Raw genomic sequence first — 1,269 nt, 5'->3', positions numbered from 1 at the left:
TGAAGAAGCGGGAGGCCGCCTTCGGAATCGGTGACTGTTTCATAAGCGATGGCGAGGCAGCCCGATTTCATCAGGCCCTTGGCCTGGACCGGATCCGGCGCGAGGTGGAGATAGGTAAAGAGGGTATGGTCAGGTGTGAGACGGGCGGTTTCTTCCGGCTGGGGTTCCTTGACCTTGACGATCAGTTCGCTGGCGCCAATGACCGCGTCTGCATCCGGGGCGATTTCGGCGCCGACCGAGACATAGGCTTCGTTGGCAAAGCCGGAATTGATGCCGGCTCCGGACTGGACGAGGACCGAATGGCCGGCGCGGACGAGTTCGCCGACGCTTTCCGGTGTCAGGCCGACACGGGATTCCTGTTTCTTGATTTCGGTTGGAACGCCGATGCGCATGAAGCCTCTCCCAGAGGTAAGTCCGCCCATATAAAGCGGGAAGTGCGCAACTTCCAGCCTTCTTCAAATCAGCAGATGCAGAGGGTTCGTCCTTTCCAAAACATTTGCCCCCCCTCCGGCGGACCGGAAGGGGGGCGATGTGCCATGCTCAAGGCCTGTCAGGCAGCGATCAGAAGGACTTCGAAACCATGACAACGAAGTTCTCGTCAGCGATGTCGCCGGCGCCGTCGATGTCCGTGTCCGTGTATTTCACGGTCAGGTCGAAAAGGCCGAAGCTGTAGGCTGCGCCTACCGACCAGTCGGTATAGTCACCGCCGCCGTCGAAGCTGTAATTGCCGACACTGGCGAGGCCGGATAACTTATCGTTAAAGGCGTAGGAGGCGGTACCTTCGAGGTAGGTGTTCTTGTTGTCGGGGTCGTAATAGACGGTCGTGCCGAGGCCGAGTGCGTCAACTGCGAAATCGAGGCCGGCTTTCACTTCGAGGAAGTTCAGGTCGTCTTCGCCCGGGTAGACATAGCCGATCACGCCTACGTCAAAGCTCACCATTTCCGACAGGGCGCCGGTATAGCCCCCATAGATGTCGACTTCGATATCCGCGTCGGACCCGAAATCGATGTTCGAGGCCCAGGTGCCGACATAGAAGCCGCCATTGCTGTAATCGAGGCCGCCCTGAACGGCGAAGCCGTTGTCGGATTGCGAGATGCCCCGCCAGACATAGTCGTTCGTGACGGCTAGGTTAGCGGAAGCCTCGCCCTGGGCTGCGGCCGTGCCGGCGGCAGAAACCAAGGCGATTGCGAGCAGACTGGCCCGTGAGAATTTATGCTTCATTTGGAGGAAACTCGCTTCTGTCATCACGCTCCTGATCGAGCGCCGAAT

At 59.3% G+C, this 1,269-nt stretch carries 1 protein-coding gene and 1 pseudogene; both read right to left on the bottom strand.

Features of this window, described 5'->3' with window-relative positions:
- Positions 1-392, bottom strand: a pseudogene (locus WEA77_RS02635) (alanine dehydrogenase); the annotation flags it as partial.
- A 169-nt stretch (positions 393-561) separates the two neighbouring features.
- The coding region (locus WEA77_RS02630; RefSeq protein ID WP_368066310.1) for a TorF family putative porin at positions 562-1,269 on the bottom strand (708 nt) is incomplete at its 5' end.

The organism is Hyphomonas sp. (assembly GCF_040882205.1).
Taxonomy (GTDB): Bacteria; Pseudomonadota; Alphaproteobacteria; order Caulobacterales; family Hyphomonadaceae; genus Hyphomonas.
Note: the sequence above shows the minus strand (reverse complement) of the source record. Positions and strands in the feature narration are given on the sequence as shown.